Source organism: Rhizobacter sp. P2_H2 (assembly GCF_056403375.1).
In genome coordinates, this window is record NZ_JBFUFP010000298.1 from 1 (window position 1) to 5,553 (window position 5,553).

The following is a 5,553-nucleotide window of genomic DNA, read 5'->3' on the forward strand; positions in this document are numbered from 1 at the left end:
TAGGTGAAGTCCGAGACCCAGAGCTGGTTCGGCCGCTCCGCGCGGAACTGGCGGTTGACCTTGTCCAGCGGGCATGGCGCCTTGCTGTCGCTGATCGTCGTTCGCACGATCTTGCCTCGCATCACGCCGCGCAGTCCCAGCCGACGCATCAGCCGCTCCACTGTGCAGCGCGCCGCTGCCGTGCCTTCGCGCGCCAGCTGGCGCCAGACCTTGTCAGCCCCGTAGACCTGCATGTTGGCCTGCCAGACGCGCTCGATCCGAGGGGCCAGAACGTCGTCACGTTGGGCGCGTGCGCAGCGCTCCTGCGGGTTGCGCCGAAGTGCCGCATACCGTCGATATCCAGACGGGGAAATCTGCAGAACCTTGCAGATCGGCTCGACCCCGAATGTGTCACGGTGCTTGTCTATYAAGTCCCTCAGGACTTGAATCGGCGGTCGAGCTCCGCCTGGGCGAAAAACGCGCTGGCCACCTTGAGGATCTCGTTGGCCCGACGCAGTTCCTTGACCTCGCGCTCGAGCTCCTTGACCCGCTGCGCCTCGGACGTCGTCACGCCCTCGCGCACGCCGGCATCGATCTCCTGGCGCTTGACCCACGTCAGCAGCGTCTGCGGCACGCAGCCGATCTTCGGCGCGATCGACTCCACCGCCAGCCACAGCGATGGGTACTCCCCACGATGTTCCTGCACCAAGCGCACCGCGCGCTCGCGGACCTCAGGTGAGAACTTGTTCGACTTGTTCATGGCTCCATCTTCTCAAGGGTTGGAGCCTCCTCAAAACCCGGGGCGATTCAATTTGAAGGAGAAGATCAGAGAGGTCGAATCAATCGAGCAGGAACTTCTTCGGATCGAGAAGCTGCCCCCTACACCCGAGGTCGAGCATGTCAGAAAACGCCTTGAGGGTCTGCTGTCAAACGTGCGCAATCCAGAGGAAGACGATCGGCTAATTAGGGAGTTCTGCTACTCAGTGCCTCTGATCGGAAATTCCATGTACTTCATCTACTCCGTTTGGAAGAAGGTCGACCCTTCTGTTCAAGACCGAGTTCATCAGCGGCTGAACTCGCTTGCCAGAGGCAACGGCACAGCCCGCCCAATAGCCCGACTTGTTTCGCTCCTGGTTGTTGCCTTCTTCGTAATCGGCATCATTGCAGTCTTTGTATCCATCTACCGCCGACTATGACGGTGAACCCCACCCCCTTCGTTTCGGGGACGGGCCTGCGGTCACGCCTTCTGTCAAACCTTCAGCGCGAAGCCAGCCACCTGCGACAACTCGCTCGCCCCCAGAACTCCAAGTCCGAAACCGGCCAGCCCCGCGCTTCCCACAACAACGACCATGCCGGCTCTCCATCACCGGACGGACCCCGCCATGCATCACTTCCAACTCGTCGCCCTGCCCCCCACCCCCTACGCCCCGCTCTTCACCCTCCCCGACCAAGCCCTCGCCCAGCACGGCGCGCAGCGCCACATCGCCACCGAAAACACCGGCTACCCMTGCCGCATCAGCCTCGAAGACGCCCAGCAAGGCGACGAGCTCCTGCTGCTCCCCTACGAGCACCAACCCGCCGCCAGCCCCTACCGCGCCTCCGGCCCGATCTACGTGCGCCGCGGCGCCGTGCAGCGCGTGCTGCCGCCCGATGAAGTGCCGCCCTACCTSAGCTCGCGCCTGCTCTCCGTGCGCGCCTACGACGCYGCCCACCTGATCGTCGACGCCAGCGTGCGCGAGGGCACGCACGTCGCCGAAGAGATCGAGCGCTTCTTCWGCAACGCCGAGGTCGCCTACCTCCACCTGCATTTCGCCAAGCGCGGCTGCTTCGCCTGCCGGGTCGATCGCGCCAGTTGATCAACTTCTCGTCAAGCTTGGGGATGACGCCTTGGGTCGTCCAGCGCGACGCTACGGCATCGAGACGATCCTGCTGCAACCAACGGGAGACCAGGCGATGCCAGACACGACACAGGCGCTGGTGATCGTCGCAGAAGACGAGGAGAGCGCTGCCCGGCTCAACGCCGAGTTCTCGGCACAGCAGTCCCCCGGGCGCATCCTCAAGCGCGACAACCTCGACGGCAGCGCGGCGACGTGGATGGTCGTGGCAACTACGGCCCTCACCGTGCTGCCCAAGATCCTGGACAGCCTGGCCAAGGTGATCGAGGCGCTGAAGGTGCGATCGATCAAGATCGGCGACAAGGAGATCCGCAACCCGACTGCCGCAGACATCCGTGCCCTGCGCAAGTCCTTCGAACCAGCCGACGACTGAGTACCCCCATGGACGCGCTCGTCGTCGAGGCGCTGCTGGCCAGCCAGGTCGGCCGGGGCGCACGCGTCACCAAGTACGATCGATCGCCGGCCAACCGCTCGCCGATCAACTTCATGCTCGACCACGTCGTGCAAGAACTCGAGACGCCGTTTGACTTGTTCTGGGTCGACGGCGGCCTGCCCGAACTGTTCTGCATCCACGGCACGGATCCGAACCTGGTCGTCTTCAACACGCGCTACGTCGAACTGGTGTACCTGCTCCGTCGGCTGATCCAGGATCCGGTGCTGGACGACTTTCGGGTCGAACTGGCGGAGCGCACGTGCCTGCGCGTCATGGCGGAACTGGCCGTGCGCCACAAGGGCCCGCAGTGGGCCATCCGTGCGTTCCTGAAGTCGGTCGTGGACGAGACCATCATGCTGGCCGATATTCCTGGCGCAGCGCTGATGGATCTCGAGATGCAGCCCATCGGCGAGGCCTACGTGGCGGTCTGGTTCTTTGGCCTGGCACATGAGCTCGGCCATCTATGCCGGCCGGAGCCGAAGGCGTGGGCGCGGCGCGACATGGGCCCGGACGCCGCCCGGGTCTGCCTGGAACGCTGGTTGCCTCAACTTCCCATGCTGCCGGGCATGGCACAGGAGGTCTGGCGTCGCGTCGACGGGGGTGACCCCGGCTACTGCCTGTCGCTCGAGACGCTGGCCGAAGAGGCTTTCGCGGACTGGTTCGCCGGCCTCCATGTCTACAACGCGAGCCGCCTGATCATGCATGCGGACGGCAGCGAGTTCGACCTTGCGAGGTACGTCCGGGAGCAATGCCTTTGCGTCAACATCGTCAGCCTGCTCGATCGCTGCAAGCAGGTCGCCTGCGTGGCCGAGGCGGGCATCGACGACGAGCGCGGGCGTGATGAACTGCTGTTGCGTCCGGTGTCGTACGCGGTGCGCCGCACGATGGTCCGCTCGCAGCTGGATCAACTCGTGGCGATCCACCTGTGCGGCTCGGAGCCGTTGGCGCCCGCGCACATCTCGCAGGCGGAAGCCCTGGTCAACGAGATCGAGACCAGCCTGCAGCCGCGGCTCGACCAGATCGAGAAGGGATTGGCGGCCGCGATGCGATTCGCGCTGTTTCCCGGCGAGCGCAGCGGCGAACTGATGCGCCGCTATGCGCAGCAGAAGATGACGGCGTCGGTCGATTTGCACGCTTCCGGTGCCGAGCATCTCTGCGACCTGGTCGAGTGCTTTCACGGCCGCATCGAAAGCGCCGACGCCTTGCGGCGCATCGCGACGGCACGCCGCCAGTAGGTCGCCATGACTCAGATCGAAATTGCCACGAGCAACAAGTTCATCGTCCTGCTGATCGCGGACTCGGCGGGCGCTGTCAAGGTCCTCCACACGCTCAACGGAACACACTACGGGAGGCTGCTGCCTGTCTTTCGAGAAGGAGGTGAGCTTTCTTCCTTCAAAGCGTGGGCGCAGCAAGGCCTCAAGCCGGGCTACGAGATCAGGACGCTGCTCATCCTGGCGGAGGACATCGACCAGGTGCGCGTCACGCTCGCCGAGCGCAACCTCCTGCCAGCCGGAGAGACGCGCGTCGCACTGGAGGGCACGGACTTCTTCGACGAGGTGATCGCCCAATTGCTGACCGACACGCTGTGGGCAGGCCCTGGTTAGCGCGTTCCGCCTGGGCCACACCTCGATCTTCAGGGGCAACTGCGCAGGGGCTCGCCATTGGAGTTGCGCGTGACGGTGAAGGGCGTGCCCGTGCCGCCCGGTGCCGGCTTGAAGCTGATGTTGTCCCGATCGACGAAGTGGCCGTTGTAGGTTCCCTGATAGCTGCCCAACGGCTGGCTGAGCGTGATGGAGAGGTCACGGCCGTCGTAAGTACCCGTCAGCGCGGCGGACCCTACGTTGAAAACATCCATGTTGGCGCCGCCAGGCAGGGTGCCCTTGGTGCTGCAGTCGTCGCCGGGCTTCAACGACATGTTGAACGTCGGATTGTCGAGATTATCTTGAAAGACAAAGCTGAAGAACGGCACGAACAGGGCCTCGGTGCCACCTCCGCAGGCCATGAGCACGGCAACTGCCGAGAGAAGCGACAGGTGGCGGATTGGCGTCCGGGCGCGTGGAGGATTCATGGTGAGCTCCTTCGGTTCAGAACCTGCAGAAAATCCGTGATCCCGGACTGCAATGTGTCCAGTTCGGACGAGAGAGAACGCATGCGCGCCTGCACTTCCGGAGGCGACGACTTCGTCTCGAAGATGGTTCGCGCGTCGCCGGCGTTGAGTTTCCAGAACACTTCGTGCACCGCCCACAGGCGGTCGCGCACAGCGACCCACATCGGCAGCACGTTCGGCGGCCAATGGCGGCTCAGTGCCCCGTCGTAGCGATCGCGAGCATCGCGGAACCTGTTGATGGCCGTGTTGTAGTCGCGGCTGAAGTCGAAGAACAATTTTTGCGGCACTGCGGGCTGCTGAAGCAGGCCATGCAGGTTGCGCACGCTGAAAAGGTACAGGTTCAAGGTCTCTGACAAGTCGACCTGGGCGGCACGAGGATCGGTCGGCGGTATGTTGCGCGCCGCCTCGAGTTGCCACGCGCCGGGCATCTGCACGGCAACGCGTGCTGCGAGCGCGGCCGCGCTGTAGACGATGTAGCTCAGGTCGCTGGCGTCCGTGATGAGGCCGACGACGCCGTAGCCGCTCAACACAGGCCCACCCGAAGCGCCACCCAGCGCACCGGGAAACTCGATGCGCAGGTTGTCGCGATCGTCGCGCGGGTAGGCCAYCGCGCCGTTGCGAGGTGCAAGACCGCACTGCTGCGCCTCGCCCAACAGCCATGTTCCGACGCCACGCACGATGACCGCCTCGTCAGCGAGCGCGCGCGTTCGCACCGAGAAGCCCTCGGGCCTCGCCACGCGAAGCAACGCCACGTCGGCGGCATCCGCATTGAACTCGCCGACTCGTTCGGCGGCGATCGGCTTCTCGCTCGCGGCTTTGCAGAACATGACCTCGATGCGGCCATCCTCGCTGCCCCCGACCACGTGGCGCGCGGTTGCGATCAGCAGGTGACGTTGCGTGGCTCCGACGATGAGTCCGAACCCGTGCTCCTGGTGATCGATCGCACGGATCCGGACGACATTGGCGAGCAACTGTTCGCCGAACTCCTCGGCAGAGAGGAAGGTCGTGTCGGAGGCCGCCGTCGCTGCCGTTGCGGCGACGACGAGCGCCATGGCCACGGCGCCGCTCAGTGCACGTCGGAGAACTGATTTCGCATCCATGCCAAGGCACCCCACAGGACAGCCGCCGCCCCCCAGAGC

At 64.8% G+C, this 5,553-nt stretch carries 7 protein-coding genes, 1 pseudogene and 1 other annotated feature; of the genes and pseudogenes, 5 read left to right on the forward strand and 3 right to left on the reverse strand.

Annotated features, from left to right (window positions below):
* Positions 1-739, reverse strand: a pseudogene (locus AC1D15_RS16250) (IS3 family transposase); the annotation flags it as partial.
* Positions 345-461 (reverse strand) — a sequence feature (AL1L pseudoknot). It overlaps the preceding pseudogene by 117 nt.
* Here AC1D15_RS16250 and AC1D15_RS16255 point away from each other — a divergent pair.
* The 5 genes from AC1D15_RS16255 to AC1D15_RS16275 all read left to right on the forward strand — a co-directional run bounded on the left by AC1D15_RS16255 (position 723) and on the right by AC1D15_RS16275 (position 3,911).
* The gene (locus AC1D15_RS16255) at positions 723-1,175 is read left to right on the forward strand and encodes a hypothetical protein (RefSeq protein WP_477826777.1); all 453 of its coding nucleotides are present in this window, start codon (positions 723-725) and stop codon (positions 1,173-1,175) included. The pseudogene AC1D15_RS16250 and the gene AC1D15_RS16255 overlap by 17 nt on opposite strands.
* A 186-nt stretch (positions 1,176-1,361) precedes the next feature.
* Positions 1,362-1,835 (forward strand): DUF1203 domain-containing protein, encoded by a 474-nt coding sequence (locus AC1D15_RS16260; RefSeq protein ID WP_477826778.1) that lies wholly within the window; start codon positions 1,362-1,364, stop codon positions 1,833-1,835.
* Positions 1,836-1,866: 31 nt separating this feature from the next.
* Positions 1,867-2,247, forward strand: coding sequence for a hypothetical protein (locus AC1D15_RS16265; RefSeq protein ID WP_477826779.1), 381 nt, complete (start codon positions 1,867-1,869; stop codon positions 2,245-2,247).
* Positions 2,248-2,255: 8 nt separating this feature from the next.
* The gene (locus AC1D15_RS16270) at positions 2,256-3,542 is read left to right on the forward strand and encodes a hypothetical protein (RefSeq protein ID WP_477826780.1); all 1,287 of its coding nucleotides are present in this window, start codon (positions 2,256-2,258) and stop codon (positions 3,540-3,542) included.
* 6 nt (positions 3,543-3,548) lie between these two features.
* Positions 3,549-3,911: a hypothetical protein gene (locus AC1D15_RS16275; protein ID WP_477826781.1), complete on the forward strand. Its 363-nt coding sequence runs from the start codon at positions 3,549-3,551 to the stop codon at positions 3,909-3,911.
* A gap of 29 nt (positions 3,912-3,940) precedes the next feature.
* Here the strand turns inward: AC1D15_RS16275 and AC1D15_RS16280 are convergent, their stop codons facing one another.
* Complete coding sequence (locus AC1D15_RS16280; protein ID WP_477826782.1) at positions 3,941-4,375, reverse strand: hypothetical protein; 435 nt, start codon at positions 4,373-4,375, stop codon at positions 3,941-3,943.
* The coding region (locus AC1D15_RS16285; RefSeq protein WP_477826783.1) for a S1 family peptidase at positions 4,372-5,553 on the reverse strand (1,182 nt) is incomplete at its 5' end. The genes AC1D15_RS16280 and AC1D15_RS16285, both read right to left, overlap by 4 nt.

What these genes read in the sequence shown, in the direction of transcription:
- AC1D15_RS16270 (WP_477826780.1), top strand. Translation starts at nt 2,256, where the DNA reads ATGGACGCGCTCGTCGTCGAGGCGCTGCTGGCCAGCCAGGTCGGCCGG.
- AC1D15_RS16280 (WP_477826782.1), bottom strand. Translation starts at nt 4,375, where the DNA reads ATGAATCCTCCACGCGCCCGGACGCCAATCCGCCACCTGTCGCTTCTC.
- AC1D15_RS16275 (WP_477826781.1), top strand. Translation starts at nt 3,549, where the DNA reads ATGACTCAGATCGAAATTGCCACGAGCAACAAGTTCATCGTCCTGCTG.